This window comes from Rossellomorea sp. y25 (assembly GCF_038049935.1).
Taxonomy (GTDB): domain Bacteria; phylum Bacillota; class Bacilli; order Bacillales; family Bacillaceae_B; genus Rossellomorea.
The window spans coordinates 2030201-2048700 of record NZ_CP145886.1 but is presented as its reverse complement, the minus strand read 5'-3'; the positions used below and the strand labels follow the sequence as shown (position 1 = coordinate 2048700).

General features: G+C 40.8%; 15 protein-coding genes. All 15 read right to left on the bottom strand.

The genetic code is table 11. From position 1 onward, the window contains the following. Positions 1-32: 32 nt before the first annotated feature. On the bottom strand, positions 33-1130 hold the full coding sequence (locus tag AAEM60_RS10225) for a BMP family protein (RefSeq protein WP_299740968.1): 1098 nt from the start codon (positions 1128-1130) through the stop codon (positions 33-35). Between the two features lie 49 nt (positions 1131-1179). After that, on the bottom strand, positions 1180-1905 hold the full coding sequence (locus AAEM60_RS10220) for a GntR family transcriptional regulator (protein ID WP_299740966.1): 726 nt from the start codon (positions 1903-1905) through the stop codon (positions 1180-1182). A gap of 425 nt (positions 1906-2330) precedes the next feature. Then, positions 2331-4694 carry a DNA translocase FtsK gene (locus AAEM60_RS10215; RefSeq protein ID WP_299740965.1) on the bottom strand — a complete coding sequence of 788 codons (2364 nt, stop codon included), beginning with the start codon at positions 4692-4694 and terminating at the stop codon, positions 2331-2333. Between the two features lie 190 nt (positions 4695-4884). Next, the gene (locus AAEM60_RS10210; protein ID WP_299740963.1) at positions 4885-5091 is read right to left on the bottom strand and encodes a YlzJ-like family protein; all 207 of its coding nucleotides are present in this window, start codon (positions 5089-5091) and stop codon (positions 4885-4887) included. Beyond that, positions 5088-5822, bottom strand: coding sequence for an ATP-dependent Clp protease proteolytic subunit (locus AAEM60_RS10205; protein ID WP_149156060.1), 735 nt, complete (start codon positions 5820-5822; stop codon positions 5088-5090). The genes AAEM60_RS10210 and AAEM60_RS10205 overlap by 4 nt, the downstream gene beginning before the upstream one ends. A 155-nt stretch (positions 5823-5977) precedes the next feature. Continuing rightward, positions 5978-7645, bottom strand: a complete 1668-nt coding sequence (locus AAEM60_RS10200; protein ID WP_299740961.1) for a ribonuclease J — start codon at positions 7643-7645, stop codon at positions 5978-5980. A gap of 376 nt (positions 7646-8021) precedes the next feature. Beyond that, a complete protein-coding gene (gene dapA, locus AAEM60_RS10195; protein ID WP_299740959.1) occupies positions 8022-8894 on the bottom strand; it encodes a 4-hydroxy-tetrahydrodipicolinate synthase in 873 nt (290 codons plus the stop codon). Between the two features lie 22 nt (positions 8895-8916). Next, on the bottom strand, positions 8917-10155 hold the full coding sequence (dapG, locus tag AAEM60_RS10190; RefSeq protein WP_299740957.1) for an aspartate kinase: 1239 nt from the start codon (positions 10153-10155) through the stop codon (positions 8917-8919). An 88-nt stretch (positions 10156-10243) separates the two neighbouring features. Further along, positions 10244-11290, bottom strand: coding sequence for an aspartate-semialdehyde dehydrogenase (gene asd, locus AAEM60_RS10185; RefSeq protein WP_299740955.1), 1047 nt, complete (start codon positions 11288-11290; stop codon positions 10244-10246). 215 nt (positions 11291-11505) lie between these two features. Further along, positions 11506-12099, bottom strand: a complete 594-nt coding sequence (gene dpaB, locus AAEM60_RS10180) for a dipicolinate synthase subunit B (RefSeq protein WP_299740953.1) — start codon at positions 12097-12099, stop codon at positions 11506-11508. Next, entirely contained in the window at positions 12096-12998 is a 903-nt protein-coding gene (gene dpaA / locus AAEM60_RS10175; protein WP_299740951.1) for a dipicolinic acid synthetase subunit A, read from the bottom strand. The genes dpaB and dpaA overlap by 4 nt, the downstream gene beginning before the upstream one ends. 229 nt (positions 12999-13227) lie before the next feature. After that, complete coding sequence (locus AAEM60_RS10170; protein ID WP_299740949.1) at positions 13228-13461, bottom strand: YlmC/YmxH family sporulation protein; 234 nt, start codon at positions 13459-13461, stop codon at positions 13228-13230. Positions 13462-13597: 136 nt separating this feature from the next. Next, positions 13598-14839 (bottom strand): pitrilysin family protein, encoded by a 1242-nt coding sequence (locus AAEM60_RS10165; RefSeq protein ID WP_299740947.1) that lies wholly within the window; start codon positions 14837-14839, stop codon positions 13598-13600. A gap of 45 nt (positions 14840-14884) precedes the next feature. Continuing rightward, positions 14885-15874, bottom strand: coding sequence for a polysaccharide deacetylase family protein (locus AAEM60_RS10160; RefSeq protein WP_299740945.1), 990 nt, complete (start codon positions 15872-15874; stop codon positions 14885-14887). A 262-nt stretch (positions 15875-16136) separates the two neighbouring features. Further along, entirely contained in the window at positions 16137-18260 is a 2124-nt protein-coding gene (gene pnp, locus AAEM60_RS10155) for a polyribonucleotide nucleotidyltransferase (protein WP_299740943.1), read from the bottom strand. Positions 18261-18500: the final 240 nt, after the last annotated feature.

Genomic DNA, 18500 nt, shown 5'->3' with positions numbered 1-18500 from the left:
GGCTATCCTTGGCCCGCTTATCCCATTTAAAATTAGTTAGCTGAGAAAGATTCCGCTTCTTTAACAGATTCTGGAACTGTCACATCTCCGCTATTAATTTTCTCTTTCCATTCATCAACTTTTTGCATTACTTCATCTTTGTTAGAAAGCTCTTCATTTAATTCAGCAAGTCCTACACCGTCTTCTTTAAGACCGTATAAGATTTGTTCTCCACCAGGGAAATTTCCGTCTTGAGCTTTTGTTGCAAGGTCTTTAACCGCGTTGTCAACTCGTTTCAATGCAGATGTCAGAACAATGTTATGGTCGCCAACTTTACCTTCTGCAGCTTGATCAGAGTCAACACCGATTGCCCAAAGCTCACGGGAAGGATCTTTTTCTTTTAAGTCACGCGCTTCTTTGAATAAGCCATTACCAGTACCACCAGCTGCATGGAAAATAACATCTACATCTTGAGAGTACATTTTAGAAGCGATCGTTTGACCAAGTTCAGCTTTATCAAAAGCTCCTGCATAGTCTGCAACGATTTCCGCATCCGGGTTAACTGATTTAACACCAGCGATGAAACCAGCATGGAAACGTTCGATTACCGGAATCTCCATACCACCGATGAATCCAATTTTATTCGTTTTTGTAGCTAATCCAGCTGCAACTCCAGCCAAGAAAGAAGCTTCTTGTTCTTTAAACATGATGCTTGCAACGTTTGGCTGATCTACAACAGCATCAACGATTGCAAAATGAGAATCTTTTTGTTGTTGTGCAATGTCATTGATTGCACCTTCCATAAGGAAGCCGATACCATATACTAAGTCAAAGTCTTGACGAGCTAATGTGTTTAAGTTAGTAGCATAGTCAGCATCAGATTGTGATTGAAGGTAGTCATATCCTTCTTTACCTTTTTCTAAGTCATTTTCTTCACCGAAAGCTTTTAAACCTTCCCAAGCCGATTGGTTGAAAGATTTGTCATCTACTCCACCGACATCTGTAACCATTGCTACTGTAAATTGATCTTCTTTCTTGTTACCTTCACCACTAGATGCACCTTCTTTGTCCTCGCTTGTTCCACAAGCACCTAATAATGTACCTGCAGCTAGAACAAATGACAACGCTAAACCAAATTTACGTTTTTTCACCTAGAGTACCCCCTAATATTGTAATAATTAGTAGAAAGATTGATTGTTGTTATACACGCTTTCTTAATACGTGGAAGCTAAATTTGTCGGATCTGAAATAGTTTACTGAGTACAGAATCGGCTCATCGTTTTCATCAAAATGCATTTGCTTTAAAACGAGTAGTGCCGTTTCTGGTTCACAATTTAGAATAGGGGAGATTTTATCGTGATACCCCATAGGTTCAATTTGTGCAACGGCATGGGTAATTCTCTTATTCTCTCGTTTTTCTAAAACAGTGAAAATAGAGTTATCTTCATGGGTGAAATTACGTGGCATAACCTTTTCAGGAATTTTGTCCACACAATACACAACCGGTTCCCCGTTTGCCGTACGAACCCGTTCAATCAGAATCACGTCGTCCTCTTCATTGCAAGTAAACCTCTTCACATCATCCTCAGTAGCTTCTTGAGTTGTTGAGCTTAAGAAAATGGTCCCTGGCTCCATACCAGCCTGCTTAATCATGTTCGTTACACTGTTCAGTTGCTCAATACCAGAAGTAAAGAGCGGTTTAGCATTTACAAATGTACCTACCCCATGACGTCTTACGATGACACTTTCTTCCTCAAGAATCCTGAGAGCTTCACGGAGAGTAGCCCTACTCACACCTAGTTGTTTGGAGAGATCGAATTCAGATGGAAGTTTTTCTTTTTCTTTGTAAACTCCCGCCTCAATGTCTTTCTTCAAACGGTCAATCACTTGTAAGTATAAATGTCGATTGTCTGTTTTTATTGTCACTGGAACCACCACCAAATTTTCTCAAGACATCAGACCTCTGATGTATATCTTTCCTACTAATCGAAAATACTATAACACTTTTCTTTTCATAAATAAATAGCATTGTGTGATTTTGTCGAAAAAAATGATTAGAAAGACAATTTAAAATCCTTTTTTGTTAATAAGTAGTAATTTCATTGTGATGAATAGGTTTACATGGTGTATTTTTACAAATATTTTACAATAGAGAGTGTGTTCATTTTCATTCTTTACAATAGTTATACAATGACATTACATTTGTAAACGCTTTTAATAGTATAACACATTGGTGGATAAACTAGAATAAGATAAAATGAATCGCATTCATTTTAAGCTTTCCCCCTTAATTACTTACAAAAAAAAGGTGTGTAACCCCATTTGTTTTTAATAGGGTAACACACCTTTTATTAAGAGCTTTGCTCTTCTGAAGGCTTACCGATTAAGACGGTTCTTGGCTTACTTCCTTCATAGGGTCCTACAACACCTCTTACTTCCATTTCATCAATCAACCTGGCAGCTCTCGTATAACCGATCCTAAATCTCCTTTGAAGCATGGATACGGATGCCGTCTGCATTTCAGCGATTAATTGAACTGCATCATTATATAGTTCGTCTTCTGCTTCGCCCGTTTTCTCATCTTCCTGAATTTCATCTGGAATCATTTCTTCCTGATACTGTGCCTTTTGTTGGGAGATAACAAAATCAACGATTTCTTCTACTTCTTCATCAGATAAGAAGGCGCCTTGAACCCTTGTTGGCTTTGAAGCCCCTACAGGCATGAAGAGCATGTCTCCTCTGCCCAATAGTTTTTCAGCACCCCCGGAATCCAGAATGGTTCTGGAGTCGGTCTGAGATGATACGGCAAACGCAATCCTTGATGGTATATTCGCTTTGATGACCCCTGTAATAACATCCACTGAAGGACGCTGTGTCGCAATGATCAAATGTATCCCTGCGGCACGGGCCATCTGTGCGAGTCTTGTGATGGCATCTTCAACATCGTTAGAAGCAACCATCATTAAGTCGGCTAATTCATCTACTATGACCACAATGTAAGGAAGCAGCGGCTGCTTTTCTTCGTTCTCGAGATTCTGTCTCTTGACGTAGTCGTTGTAGCCTTCAATATTTCTTGTTCCTGTGTGGGAGAACAATTCATATCTCCGTTCCATTTCGCTTACAACCTTTTTTAATGCCTGTGAAGCTTTCTTCGCATCCGTTACTACGGGAGCTAATAGGTGCGGCACCCCATTATATACATTTAGTTCCACCATTTTTGGATCAATCATCATGAGCTTGACTTCATGTGGTTTAGCTCTCATAAGTATACTGGTGATAATTCCATTAATACAGACACTCTTTCCACTTCCTGTGGCCCCGGCCACAAGTAAGTGAGGCATTTTATTCAGTTCTGCAAGTACGGCTTCACCCGTAATATCCCTTCCTAATCCAATTTGGAGCTTGGCATCCGGTTTATTATGTTCCTTGGCTTCAAGTACCTCTCGTAAAGAGACCATGGCAACCTCTGAGTTAGGAACTTCAATACCGATAGCCGATTTTCCTGGAATAGGAGCTTCGATTCGGATATCTTTAGCCGCAAGAGCCAAGGCTAAATCATCACTAAGATTCACGATGCGGCTTACTTTCACACCTACATCCGGGTGTACTTCATATTTGGTGACGGCTGGACCCAAGTGAACTTGTGTCACTTTCGCTTTTACTCCGAAGCTTTGGAAGGTTCTTTCAAGTTTGGCTGCGTTGGCATGAATCAGTTGATATTCATTACTCTGATCTGTTTTTCTAGGACTCTTTAATAACGAAATAGACGGTAGTTTATAATCCTTATTTTCTATTTCAGTAAATGTAATTGGTGGTGCAGAGTCCGCTTCCCCTTCTGAATCGGACTTTTCGTTAGCGGCAGCATCGTCTTTTTCACCATTCATTCCCGCTCCTGAAGAGGATGGTTCTTCTTTCGTCTGAGCCCCTCCGTATGCACGTTCCGCGAAGTTTGAGATAATCGGTTCACTTGTTTCCTCTTGCTGAGGCACCTGGGTTTCAACCGCTTTCTCCTGCTTCACTGGAGCTTCTTTCTTTTTCTTTTCTTTCACTTCTTTTTTCTTTAACTGATCTTCTCTCCAGTCATTCATATCCTGTTTGAATGCGGACCATTGTCCGCTTAAGAATGCACCAAAGCGCTTTCCTGCTCTTCCCAGCACATCCCCGATGGATTTACCTGTCACTAGTATGATTCCGATCAATATGAATGTTGCACTAACAATTCTTGCTCCTTGCGAGTCAAATAGAAAATAAGAAACGGCAAATAAAACGCTCCCTATCATTCCACCACCAAGATCAGATGTGCTCGTTTCCCCGCCTACATCCATCCAATACAAATCCCACGTATTCATGATGACACTTGGATTATCGAAAGAACCATCATTTGAGAGCAAATCAAATAATTTCACATGACTCAATAGTAAGAAGCTCGCAATGATGATATAAATCCCAATAAGCCTGCGACTAAATAACATAGGAGTCTCTCGTTTAATCATGAGGTACCCGGCCACATACAGCATCCACAGGAGGGCAACCATATACCATTCACCCAGAAAGAATCGATAGAAATATACCACTGCTTTCCCTACAGCTCCAAGCTCTATGATTGAAATCAAACTGAGGGCAGCAAGGATCATTCCTGTAATTTCATACTTGATGGTTTGTTTTAAGGTTGAACTTGTTGCAGATCGTTTTTTTCTTCTTTTTCGTTTTGCCAATCCAATTCACCTAAATTCTATTGAAGTCTTTCTTCTTATGTACATAAAGATGAAGAAAGGGCTGATCCTTTGGGGCAATCTATGTGCCTAAGGTGTCAGACCCTTCCCGTTAACTTAAAGTATCATTATGATTATCTCTTCCAGTAATATTATAGCATATCCACTATTTCGGGAAAATCCTCTTTCTCTCTTAATTGTTGATAAATTCACCCGGGCAAATCTGATTATCGAGATAATGTGCAGGGTCACTACTCATGACCCTCACAATTCGATACCGGTTCTCCTCCTGCTGAACGAGGACCGGAACACCCTGATATTCCATCATCATTTGACCACTGAATTCACTTGCATCTGTTGGAAATACAACATCATTGGGAACAACTGTATAAAGGATCATTGTACTAACCCTTCTTGTTGATCCGATTGCTTTTTCATCTCAATTAACTCGTTAATCTTTTTAATGGCTGTCCCAATGCCACCTATCCCATCTATCAGGCCGTATTCAACGGCATCGTCACCGACCACATTCGTACCGATATCCCGTGTAAGGTTACCTTTTGCAAACATCAGGTCTTTAAAATCTTCTTCCGAAATATTACTATGCTTCGTTACGAAACTAACTACCCTATCCTGCATTTTATCTAAGTACTCAAATGTCTGCGGAACCCCGATCACTAATCCCGTCAAGCGAACCGGGTGAATGGTCATTGTTGCAGTGCTCGCAATGTAGGAGAAATCGCAAGAGACGGCAATCGGTACACCAATACTATGCCCTCCTCCTAATACAACGGATACTGTAGGTTTAGAAAGGGAAGCGATCATTTCAGAAATGGCGAGTCCGGCTTCCACATCACCGCCTACCGTATTTAAAATCACTACCAAACCCTCTATTTTCGGGTTTTGTTCGATTGCTACAAGTTGAGGAATAACATGTTCATACTTCGTTGTTTTATTTTGAGGTGGAAGTTGCATATGCCCTTCTATTTGACCCACTATCGTTAAGCAATGGATATTGGAATCCTGAGAGAGTTGCGGGACATTGGTTTGCCCTAATTGCTGAATCTTTTCCATTAATCCTGATGGTTTATCTTTATTATCATCCTGGCCTTTATTTGGCTGATCCTGCATACGTTCATGATTTTCTTCCATGAAAACATCTCCTTTTCATTTCCATTCTCTTGTTATTATTTTAATAAGGGAGTGTTTTCATACTTTATAGTTTAGTCCAAATAATAAAAGTGAGGCTATTTGTTCAAACATACTCAAACAAATAGCCTCACGTATTATACTTCCATGATGATCGGTAAAATCATTGGTCTTCTCCGTGTTTTATTGAATAGATAGTAATTGAGTTGATCTCTGATATCTTGTTTGATGGTTGTCCATTCAAAAGAGCCTTTTTGTAAATAGGAATGTACCACATCAGTCACGATACCTCCTGCTCCTTCAATCAACTCTTCTGATTCCCTCACGTAAACGAAGCCGCGTGAAATGATTTCAGGACCGGACACAATCGATTTGGATCTGCGGTTGATCGTCACAACGACTGTAAATACACCGTCTTCTGATAATAGCTTACGGTCGCGAAGGACGATATTCCCTACGTCCCCTACACCAATTCCATCGATTAACACATTCCCTGCCTGTACCCGTCCGCTCATTCTCATCTTGCCGTCCTTGTATTGAAGCACATCTCCCTTATCCAAAATGAAAATTTGCTTATACGGAAGACCGATATCGTGTGCGATCTGGGTATGCGCCACCAGCATTTTATACTCACCTTGTATTGGAATGAAATACTTCGGCTTCATGATATTTAACATGAACTTTAGATCTTCCTGACTCCCATGCCCTGAAACATGAACCTTCTTATTAGCCGTCAAGACGTTTGCTCCTGCTCTGTAAAGCATGTCAATTGTCTTCCCTACAATGACTTCCATGCCAGGTGAAGGGGAGGCGGTAATAAGGACTGTATCACCTTCTTCGATATTCACAAGACGATGGGAGCGTTTTGACATCCGCTGCAGTGCTTCAAACGGTTCTCCTTGTGTCCCGGTTGCGATGATGACGACTTCATCTTTAGGATATTCACCAATCTCATCAATTCCGATGATCATCTCATCCCGTACGTGAAGATAGCCTAATTTTAATGCTACATCATATACTCTCTTCAAACTCTTACCCACTACGGCCACTTTACGATTATTTTGCTCTGCTGCATCAAAAACTTGCTGAAGCCGAATTAAATTAGATGCAAAGCAAGCTACAATCACTCTTCCGGATGCCTTCCGTAAAGCGTCTGTTATATGCTGTTCAATGACGGCCTCGGAAGTTGTGTAGCCGGGTCTCTCCGCTTCGGTGCTGTCAGACAATAAACAAAGTACACCTTTCTCACCGATTTGAGCCATTTTGCCTAAATCCGGGCGATAAAGGTGTTTAGCTGATTGATCAAATTTGAATTCCCCGGTATGGACGATGCCCCCTTCAGATGTATGTATACAAACACCAACAGAATCTGGAATACTATGTGTGGTTTTAAAGAACGTTACATTCACTCCATCAAAGGTGAGATGGCTATCAGAGTGAATCGTATAGAATTTCACATCTTCCCGGATATTATCATCCTTCAATCGTGCCTTTACGAGGGCATTGGTTAACCGTGTGCCATAAACAGGTGCCTTTATCTTATTAAGTACGTATGAAATTGCTCCAATGCTATCCTCATGCCCATGAGTCAAGAAGATTCCTTTCACACGTTCTTTATTTTCAATGAGGTATTGAATGTCAGGAATCACGATATCAATTCCGAGCATTTCATTTTCAGGGAACATCAGCCCGGCGTCAACCACGAAAATTTCATGATCCACTTCAATCACGTACATATTCTTACCAATTTCTCCCACTCCTCCGAGCGGAATGATCTTAATACTTTCATTCTTTGTCTTACTCACATTATGTCCTCCTATGCTGTGCCTTTCCCGATCTTCAATCAGTTACATTTATTATACTTGATAATATTTTGGGAGTACAACCAATTTTATCCTACCTATAACAAGATTAGGAAAAAGACTGCATTCATTTTTACTACATTACTATTTCGATACAATGTGACTAAATCCTTCTTCTTTAAAATAAATTAATCTATTACTGATTTTTGGGCATAATTTTCCTTTTTCATATGAAAAGACTGTGGGGGAATGGCCTCCACAGTCTTTTTCATTGGATATTTTGTAAACGGTGTTGATAAGCGAGCATTGGTTGATTTCGGCTCCAATCAACTTATACAAATTCACTTTCAGTAACAAAGGGCTTTCTGAAAAAAATTTTCTAAGATAATACGTTCAGCAGTTGAGACAGCTTTGCTCTTTCCACTTCAGTTAGTGGAATTAATGGTAAACGGACAGATCCAACGTCCATGCCCTTCATCTGCAGGGCTGTTTTTACTGGGGTAGGGTTTGGACTTGTGAATAACCCTTTCATGATCGGAAGAAGTTTTTGATGCAGACCGGCTGCCTGCATTGGATTTCCACCTATGAATGCAGTAACCATTTCCTGCATTTCGTTTCCGATGATATGTGAGGCAACAGACACGATACCAGTTCCACCTATAGACAATACAGGCAGGGTAAGACCGTCATCGCCACTATACAGCATAAAATCGTCTGGCGTATGTGAAATGATTTCAGTCATGCTATCTAAGTCACCGCTTGCTTCTTTAACAGCTACGATGTTTTCAATCTCTGACAATCGAATGATGGTTTCAGGAGAAACATTGACGCTTGAACGTCCAGGGATATTATACAGCATGACAGGTAAGCTTGTTGATTCGGCAATCGCCTTGAAATGCTGGAATAAGCCTTCCTGACTCGGCTTATTATAGTATGGAGTCACCAGCATGATGGCATCTACGCCTGCATCTACTGCCTTTTTGGTAAGCTCGATTGAGGCATGCGTGTTATTGCTTCCCGTCCCGGCAATCACAGGTACTCTTCCGTTTACTACTTTTACTACATGTCGAAATAAAGCAATCTTTTCTTCTTTTGTTAAAGTAGGAGACTCACCCGTCGTCCCGGCTACTACTAACGAATCTGATCCATTTTCAATCAAATACTGTATTAATTGGGTCGTCTTGATGAAATCAATATTTCCTTTACGGTCAAATGGGGTAACCATCGCCGTAGAAACGCGGCCAAAATTCAATCTTGTCACTCTCCTCTTATGTTTATCCTACCCTGAATGTAGCGGTTCTCTCTTGTAGTTGAAATGTATCATGAAGTGCATTAATCGCATTAATCAGGTCCATCTCTTTCACCAGAACCCAAATAGTCGTATGACTATCTGCTGACTGGAGGATTCGGATTCCTTCGTTGGAAAGCGACGATACAATGGCTGAAGTCACCCCAGGAACCCCTGTCATCCCCGCTCCCACTACTGAAATCTTAGCACATTCAGACTCTACAATCGGTTTATGACCTATATTTTTCAGAACGGTAATCGCTTCTTCTGCAACCGATGAGGCAACAGTGTAAACAACTCCCCGTGGTGAAATGTTAATGAAATCAACGCTTATTCCCTCTTTAGCCATCGCTTTAAAGACTTCGGCTTGAAGATTGTATTGATCTTCCTTAGCGAATACTTTAATTTGGGTAAGATTGGGAACATGAGCGATTCCTGTTACGGGATGACTCCGAAATTCTTTATGTGCTTTCGAATTTTCAAGTGTGGTCACAAGCGTGCCTTCACCATTTGAGTATGTGGAACGGATTCGAATTGGAACGTTCGAATTCATTGCAATTTCAACGGCTCTTGGATGAATCACCTTTGCTCCCTGATATGCCATATTACATACTTCATTATAGGAAACAACCGTTATCGGTCTTGCTTTCGATGAAATGCGGGGATCTGCAGTCATGACCCCTTCAACATCGGTAAAAATATCGATGAATTCAGCCTTTAATGCCACTCCTAAAGCAGAAGCGGAAGTATCACTCCCCCCTCTGCCTATCGTGGTGACATCACCATCTTTCGTTGCACCTTGAAACCCGGCAACGACCACTGCATCGTGAATTTCCAGCTCTTTTACCAAACGGCTGCATTTCATTTCCATAATCTTCGCATTGTTAAAATCATTATTTGTTCGGAACCCAGCTTGAGCACCCGTTAAAGCGGTAGATCGGATTCCATGTTCAAGCAGCATGTTAGAGAAGACCAGGCTAGAAATGATTTCTCCACAAGATAATAATAAGTCTTGCTCTCTCTTACTAATTGAAGTATTTCTGCCACCGATTAAGGATAACAGGGAGTCAGTAGCGTAAGGTTCGCCTTTTCTACCCATAGCTGAAACAACTACCACCACTTTATATCCCTTATCAATCGCTTGCTTTGTGTGGGCAAGTGCCTTTAAGCGACTTGCCTCATCACGTACAGACGTTCCACCAAATTTTTGAACGATCACTTTCATGACTACACCTCATTGTCATATGTTCAAGAGGTATGTGAGAACGAATAGTGGAAATATACAGATCAATTGCTGGCATGGTCCCTCTTAGTTACTTAATTAAACCAAGTTTCATTAAACTTTCTGCGATTTGAACAGAGTTCCAAGCCGCTCCCTTAAGTAAGTTGTCAGACACAACCCACATATGGAAACCCTTGTCTTCGTCAAGATCCTTACGCACTCTACCTACAAATACATCCGGTTTTCCTACAGCATGTGCAGGCATCGGATAAATTTGTTCATCCGGGGCGTCTTCCAAGGTTACCCCGGGAGCATCTTTTAACAGTGAGTGTATATCTTTCACTGAAACAGAATCCTTCTCAATTTCAATATATACACTTTCAGAGTGACCTGTTACAACAGGTAATCTAACACATGTTGCAGACACCTTTAAAGATGGCATGTGCATAATTTTTTTCGTTTCATTGATCATTTTCATTTCTTCAAATGTAAAGCCGTTCTCCTGGAATTTATCAATTTGTGGTATGGCATTATAAGCAATTTGATAATGCTTTTTATCCCCTTTTACAGGCAGGACACTTGGCTCAAATGATTCACCTGACAGTATGGCTTGTGATTGCGCGTGAAGCTCATCGATTGCCACTGCACCTGCCCCTGAAACTGCCTGATAAGTTGACACGATAACTTTCGATAAGCCATATTTTTTACGAATCGGTTCAAGTGCTGCCACCATCTGAATAGTAGAACAGTTAGGATTCGCAATGATTCCGTTATGAAGTTTGATATCTTCTTCATTCACTTCTGGAACAACTAGAGGAACATCTGGATCCATTCGGTATGCACTTGTGTTGTCGACGACAATCGCCCCACGTTTAACGGCTTCAGGAGCAAGAAGTTTGGATACACTCCCACCTGCACTAAATAAAGCAATGTCGACTCCTTCAAAACTTTCAGGCTTCGCTTCTTCAACCGTCCATTCTTTCCCTTTGAAGCTAACTGTAGACCCGGCAGAGCGTGCTGAAGATAATAATGTTAATTGTTTTATTGGAAAATCCCTTTTTTCTAATGTTTGTAGCATTTGCTGTCCCACTGCACCAGTAGCACCGACAACCGCTACATGAAATCCCGTTGTATTCAAATTCTTCTCTCCTTCCAACCATTCAGTATTCTCATAGTAGGTATAACCTTTTAGTCTATTACTATAATAAAGAATATTTTAACATAAACAATTATTCGACAATAGGGAATTCTTTATATAAGTTTTGATTATTTTAATTTAATGAGAGCCATATCCTTCTATATGCATGAAAAGAAGGCCATCTTAACAGTGCAAGGTGATAGCCTTCTAAAGTATTAATCTAAATATCTTTCGATTACGACAGGCTGAAGCTGTCTTCCTTCAATTGCCTCTTCAATGGTTTCCTGAATTAACGTCATTCTAGCTACCATCGATTTTGGTTTACTAACAGGCGCATCCTGACCGAATGGGATAAAGTAAATATCTTTCGTTGATATTAATCTCATTAGATTTACACCATTTAAACCAAGAGCATCATTTGTTGAAATCCCCAGTACTACCGGTCGGTGATTACGAAGAGTCGCTTTGGCAGCCATTAATACCGGAGAATCTGTCATTGCATTTGCGAATTTACTCATTGAATTTCCTGTAAGGGGAGCGATCACCATGCAATCCAATGGAATTTTAGGACCGAGTGGCTCCGCCTTTACGATTGAATCGATCACCTTATGACCCGTCACGTCCTCAATCCGCTTGATCCAGTCTTCTCCCTTACCAAATCTCGTTTCCGTATTCATAACGGTCGAAGTAACAATCGGCATCACTTCCGCACCGTTATTCACTAATCGTTCGATTTCGGGGAATACGGCATCGTACGTACAATGAGACCCTGTCAGACCAAACCCGATTCGTTTTCCTTTTACGCTCATGATGAACTCTCCTTTCCTAAATCAAAATCGTCCTCTAGCAATTGACAAAGAACATTCGCCAGAATCTGCCCGGCTGTCTTAGGTGCCACGATTCCAGGCAACCCTGGGGCTAACAATGCTTTAATGCCCCGCTTTTCTGCATAACGAAAATCTGTACCTCCAGGCTTTGAAGCCAAATCAATAATTAATGTATGAGCTGGCATTTTTGCTATCACAGCAGCCTTGACTATATGCACTGGAATTGTGTTTATACATATATCACAATTCTCAACCTCTTTTTCTAAGTTATCCAAGTGGAATGGCTCTAGACCCATTTCGGTCACCCTGGCCAGATGCTCACTTCTGCGAACACCTACCTTCACCTTTCCCCCTAAATGATGAAACGTTCTAGCTACACTCATACCTACCCTACCCAGACCTAATATGACAATGGTAGATCCGTGAATGGTAAAGTCTGTATGTTGAATAGCCATCATAATCGTTCCCTCTACTGTAGGGATGGAATTATAAATGGCAACATCATCTCTCTCAAACAACTGAACAAGTTTCCGGTGCGTTGAAGACATCACTTGATCCAAGTACTTATTACTAATTCCTGAATAGATCGTACAGTGCTCTGGCGTCTGTGACACGATTTCTTCTGTTAAAATGATTTTCTCGTTGGAAAAAATCGTATCAATTTCTCCTTGTAGATTCGTGCCGGGTACAGGTAAGATAATGGCATCAATCATCGAAAAGTCCACTTCACTCAGCTTTTCTTTCGTAGCCCCTGTAAAGGCATGATCTAGTTGTTCAAAACCTACGAGTGAGATCTTAGCATCCAACTCCGTAAGCTTCCGAATAATCTCAAGTTGACGAGCATCTCCGCCTAGAACTGCGATCTGCATTCCGGTCAGCATCACTGATTTCACCTACTTTTTACATAATCGCTATTCTAAATCCCTTTTCACTTCAACAGTGTATGTTGCTCATACCTAATGGGTGAGAACAAAAGCGATGGAAGGATGTTTAGGGTGTAGGATTGTTTTGAAGGGGGAATTTTGCGGGAGGGTGTGGGTTGTTCATAATTTAAATGAAAGTCCAATAAAAAAAACGGGGAAGCCCCGTTTCATCAAACTTCTTCTTCCGTTAATCATTCGATACTTCCAGAATGATCATATCAGCTCCGATGGTTCTTATTTGATGCCAGGGTACTCGAATTTCCCCGCCTTGCTTCCGCAGCCATTTTCCGGTTGGAATGATAAGCGCATTGATATTTCCTGACTTATCATTAAATTCAAGATCGGTTTGCCCAAGAATTCCTAGTCGTTCTGCTTTTTTATAATCGACGATTTCTTTTCCGCTTAACTCGCTTAATCTCATGAAGGTTTCCCCCTTAAAAAGCTCTGTATTACAATGTATACACTGTCCACTTTTTTTAGAAGGATTTCTTCGCTATTTCCTCCAATGTGATGAATCATTCAAAAAAAAGCAGACTAAAATAGTCTGCTTTCTCCTGTTATTTTCTCATATTTTGAGGAAGATTCCCATCGGGACTGATGAGGGATATTGCATAATCATCTTTAAAGATGTCCAGGGCCAACTGATTCACTTTATCCATCGTAACTCCGTCGATTTCTTCGACGATCTCATCAAGCGTCCGGTGTCGTTTTAGTAACAGCTCATTTTTACCATTACGACTCATGCGGCTATTGGTGCTTTCTAAGCTGAGCATAAGGTTACCCTTTAATTGCTCTTTGCTGTTAAGTAATTCTTTAGAGGTTATACCATCAGCTTTTAAGGCTTGCAGGGTACTGTCGATTGTATCGAATAACTGATCTAACTGATTTGCCCCTGTCCCTCCATAGATGGTTACCATTCCACTATCTTCATAAGCGGAGTGATATGAAAATACGGAGTAAGCAAGTCCTCTTTGCTCTCGAACCTCCTGAAACAGACGGGATGACATACTGCCACCTAACACGTTGTTTAATACAATCAGGTTATAGATGTCTGGATGCCCAATCTGCAGACCGTCAAATCCTAAGCATAAATGAGCTTGTTCTGTATCTTTTTTACGGGCAAGCTTATTGTTGTGAAAGGCAGGCTTAACACGGTCCTCAGGTCCTTTACCGCCTTCATAAGATCCGAATAGCTTCTCTACTTCTTTGATAAAAGTTTCATCTACATTTCCTGCCACAGAGACCACTACTTGCTCTGGTGTGTACATGTCATGCATATATTCCTTTAATTTAGCTTGATTGAATGAGTTCAGGGTTTCTTCCGTTCCCAGAATCGGATAGCCAAGGGGATGCTCTTCATAGACTGCCTTGCTGAGCAGGTCATGAACGATATCGTCCGGCGTATCCTCATACATTTTAATTTCTTCATACACTACATTTTTTTCCTTATTCAATTCCTCTTCTACATAGGTAGAATTAAAGAACATGTCAGAAAGTGTATGTAGTGCATAATCTGCATGATTGTCCAAAACCTTTGCATAGTAGCAGGTGTATTCCTTTGAAGTAAATGCATTTACTTGTCCGCCAATGCTATCAAAGGACTCTGCAATTTCACGTGCTGTTTTTGTTTTAGTCCCTTTGAAAAACATATGCTCCAGAAAATGGGAAATACCATTATTTTGTTCCGTTTCATTTCGTGAGCCTGTTGCAATCCAGACCCCTATCGCTACTGAGCGAACATGCGGAATTTCTTCCAGCACGATTCGTAGTCCATTTTGGCAAGTATATTTCTTTATCAAAAAAACTTCCTCCTATTCATGATGCAAAGTTACTGCTTCTCCTTACTATTTCCTTGCCCGGGATGAATTATCGACGTCTTCTACGATTCGCTCTTCTTTAACCAGACTTGAAATCGTACCCAGTCTCAAATCTTTTTCTTTTACTAGAAGGATTAACGAATTTAATGAATTGGCTGTAGAAGCTGTAGGGTGCATGAGAACTATTGCTCCCTTATGCATCTTACCCATCACACGTTCCACTAACACATGAGGCTGTGGTTTTTGCCAGTCAATGGTATCCACACTCCACATTATTGTTCTCATGTGCATTTCGTCTGCAATATTTACAACTTCATCACGATAGCTTCCGCTAGGCGGTGCAAACCACTTCACTTTTTCACCAGTAGTGACCTCAATAATCTCATTCGTCTTTTTCAATTCTTCCCTTACTTTGGCTGACTCCAACGTTTTCATATCCGGGTGAGAATATGAATGATTACCTACTTCATGTCCCGCATCAACAATCATCTTTGCTAAGTCCGGGTTATTTTTAACCCATCTCCCCTCTAAAAAGAAGGTAGCATACACTTGATGCTTTTTCAAAGTTGCAAGCATATCTGGAATATATTCATTTCCCCATGCTACATTTATGATAAATGAAACCATGGGTTTATCTGGATTCCCTCTGTATACAGGAGATGCGGGCAAATCCGGTAAATGCTTTTCAGGAGGGATCTGTTTGTAGATCAGTTTATCTTCATCAAATGATTTCTCTTTTTTCATGTTTTGAAGGGACGCTTCTACATCCACTTTTAAACCGTTATAGCCTGGTGTAGCTTTCCAAACTGTATCTATTACAGCATCTTGAGCTGGGATTTCTCTCAATTTTGCTTCTTCTTTTATTTTGCGAGTTAGATCATTGGGTTCGCTAATTCCATTTACTTCTAGTGATTCTTGTTTTAGTCCTGTCACATACTGATCTGTTAACGGATTTTCAACAACTACTAAAGTCAGAATAGCAATGAGACTAATTCCAATCAAGTATCTTTTTTCCATACCTGTCCACCTTCCTTCTCCTAAAAACATATGTTAGGAAGGGAAAAGGTAGAACAAAAGCGGAGGGGCTTTGCTCGAGAGGCGACAAGCATAAGGCGAAGATATCGGAAAGGCGTTTTTTGCCTTTTTGATATCTTTGACTTATGACCTCGAGCCTCTAAGCCCCGGAGCTGGATGATACTCCTCCAGCCAACCAAAGATAAAAAAAGCCATCCCGGAGGAGAGTTTGCTCCTTACAGGACAGCCTGCCAATCTTAAAAGATTATGCCTGGTTTTGTTCTTCCTTTTCGCGCTGCTCTTTAAGAACGGCTTTTCTTGACAAGTTGACTCTTCCCTGGTTATCGATATCCAGAACCTTAACAAGGATCTCATCGCCGATCGCTACCACATCTTCAACTTTGCGAATACGCTCTTCTGCAAGTTCAGAAATGTGGACAAGTCCATCTTTACCACTGAAGATTTCTACAAATGCACCGAATTTTTCAATTCGTTTTACTTTACCAAGGTACATTTGTCCAGCTTCAACTTCTCTTACGATATCTTCGATTGTTTTCTTGGCCACTTTGTTCATCTCTTCATCAGTAGATGAGATAAAGATTGTGCCGTCCTGCTCAATATCAATCTTAACGCCTGTTTCGTCGATGATTTTATTGATTTGTTTACCACTTGGTCCAATAACATCACGGATCTTATCAGGATTAATATGCATGGTTAAGATTTTCGGAGCGTATTGAGAAAGGCTCGTTCTTGCTTCACCGATTGTTGCTAGCATGCTATCAAGAATCTGCATTCTTCCTTTTTTGGCTTGTTGAAGTGCTTCTTCAAGAATCTCTCGAGATAACCCATCAATTTTGATATCCATTTGAAGAGCGGTTACACCCTTAGAAGTCCCTGCTACTTTAAAGTCCATGTCACCAAGGTGATCTTCCATTCCTTGAATGTCCGTTAAGATGGAGTAGTTTTCACCAGACTTGATCAGACCCATTGCAATCCCGGCTACAGGTGCTTTAATAGGAACACCGGCATCCATCATCGCGAGGGTACTTGCACAAATGCTTGCTTGAGAAGTTGAACCGTTTGATTCAAGTACTTCCGATACAAGACGGATTGTATAAGGGAAGTCTTTTTCGTTTGGAATAATTGGATCCAGAGCTTTTTCTCCCAGTGCTCCATGTCCAATTTCACGACGGCCCGGTCCTCTGATTGGTCCTGTTTCCCCTACACTGAATTGAGGGAAATTATAATGATGCATGAATCGTTTTGATTCTTCAATTCCTAAACCATCAAGAACCTGAACATCTCCCAGAGCCCCTAATGTACAAATGCTTAGTGCTTGAGTTTGTCCACGTGTGAATAGTCCCGAACCATGTGTTCTAGGCAGTAATCCAACCTCTGAAGAAAGTGGACGGATTTCGTCAACTTTACGGCCATCAGGACGGACTTTATCTTCAGTAATCAAGCGACGGACTTCATTTTTCACAAGCTTGTCTAACACTTTCTTCACTTGCTTCAGGGTAGCTTCATCGGCTTCCTTCTCTTCTTCATATACAGCCATCACTTTATTCTTTACTGCTTTAATTGCTTCTTCACGAGCATGTTTTTCTTGAACTTGAATCGCTGGAATCAGTTCACTTTCACATAATGAACGAACCTCTGCTTCGATGTCTTGATCCAATTCCACAAGTTGAATTTCTGATTTTTCTTTACCGACTTTAGCGACGATTTCCTCTTGGAAAGCAACTAAACGCTTAATTTCTTCATGACCAAACATGATTGCCTCAAGCATTGTCTCTTCCGGTACTTCGTCTGCACCTGCTTCAACCATGTTGATAGCATCTTTAGTACCAGCTACAGATAAATGGATTTCGCTCTTTTCAAGTTGCTCTACTGAAGGGTTAATGATGAATTCTCCATCAATCAAACCAACAATGACCCCAGCAATTGGGCCCTCAAACGGGATATCAGAAACAGATAGTGCTAGTGAAGATCCAAACATAGCTGCCATTTCAGATGAACAGTTTTGGTCTACACTCATCACTATACTGATTACTTGTACTTCATTACGGAATCCATCAGCGAACAGTGGACGAATAGGACGGTCGATCAAACGGCTCGCAAGGATCGCTTTCTCACTAGGGCGTCCTTCACGTTTAATAAATCCTCCGGGAATTTTACCCACCGCATATAATCTTTCTTCATAATTTACAGTTAACGGAAAGAAATCCAAAGGTTTTGGTTCTTTAGAAGCTGTGGCACTGCTCAGTACCGCAGTATCTCCATAGCGTACCATTACCGCTCCATTCGCTTGTTTGGCAAATTGACCAACTTCGACCGTTAATTCTCTTCCGGCCCATTCAATGGAAAAGGTTTGTTTAGTTTGTTCCATAAAGTGTACCCCTCTCTTTATATATCACTAAAGGGTTCGGTCTGTACCCAACCCGGATAAAACTTAAATAATCTATATCATGCACATTTGCGCTGTTATATTCGTTTGAATGAATCACATAAGTGACTATGTAAATATAGGACGTTCGGCAGATCCTTAATCTTCGCAAGTAGGCCTGGCCTCAACATTTATGTACATATTATGTATTTTAGACAAAAACGATAAAATTGAATACTTAAA

What these genes read in the sequence shown, in the direction of transcription:
- AAEM60_RS10160 (WP_299740945.1), bottom strand. Translation starts at nt 15,874, where the DNA reads ATGGAAAAAAGATACTTGATTGGAATTAGTCTCATTGCTATTCTGACT.
- dpaB (WP_299740953.1), bottom strand. Translation starts at nt 12,099, where the DNA reads ATGAGCGTAAAAGGAAAACGAATCGGGTTTGGTCTGACAGGGTCTCAT.
- AAEM60_RS10205 (WP_149156060.1), bottom strand. Translation starts at nt 5,822, where the DNA reads ATGCAGGATCAGCCAAATAAAGGCCAGGATGATAATAAAGATAAACCA.
- dpaA (WP_299740951.1), bottom strand. Translation starts at nt 12,998, where the DNA reads ATGCTGACCGGAATGCAGATCGCAGTTCTAGGCGGAGATGCTCGTCAA.
- AAEM60_RS10170 (WP_299740949.1), bottom strand. Translation starts at nt 13,461, where the DNA reads ATGAGATTAAGCGAGTTAAGCGGAAAAGAAATCGTCGATTATAAAAAA.
- pnp (WP_299740943.1), bottom strand. Translation starts at nt 18,260, where the DNA reads ATGGAACAAACTAAACAAACCTTTTCCATTGAATGGGCCGGAAGAGAA.
- AAEM60_RS10210 (WP_299740963.1), bottom strand. Translation starts at nt 5,091, where the DNA reads ATGATCCTTTATACAGTTGTTCCCAATGATGTTGTATTTCCAACAGAT.
- dapG (WP_299740957.1), bottom strand. Translation starts at nt 10,155, where the DNA reads ATGAAAGTGATCGTTCAAAAATTTGGTGGAACGTCTGTACGTGATGAG.